The 353-nt window shown below is 69.1% G+C and carries 1 pseudogene; it reads left to right on the forward strand.

Annotated features, from left to right (window positions below):
* A pseudogene (locus tag EN851_RS34665) lies at nt 1-353 on the forward strand (AI-2E family transporter); the annotation flags it as partial.

Genomic DNA, 353 nt, shown 5'->3' on the forward strand with positions numbered 1-353 from the left:
GGAGCCGCATGCCAGGCTCTACCAGCGCCTGTTGGCCGGCGATCCGGACGAGGCGACCGACCATGCCGAGGAGATTCTGGAGGAAAAATACCTGTTCCAGTTCTACGACCAGGTCGCGATCCCCGCGCTGCTGCTCGGCGAGCAGGACCGCATGCGCGGCGTCATGGACGACGAGCAGCGGCAGCAGGTGGCCGAAAGCGCGCTGACGCTGGTCGCCAATCTCGACGACAGCGCCCAGGAGGAGGCCGAGGCCGAAGAGGAGGAGGAGGCCGCCGCTTCCGCCGAGGAGAAGCGGCCCGAGGGCAAGACAGCCGAGGGCAAGGCGCCCCCCGGCAAGGGCTCGCAAGCCAAGG

It is taken from the genome of Mesorhizobium sp. M8A.F.Ca.ET.208.01.1.1, from assembly GCF_004791315.1.
GTDB lineage: Bacteria > Pseudomonadota > Alphaproteobacteria > Rhizobiales > Rhizobiaceae > Mesorhizobium.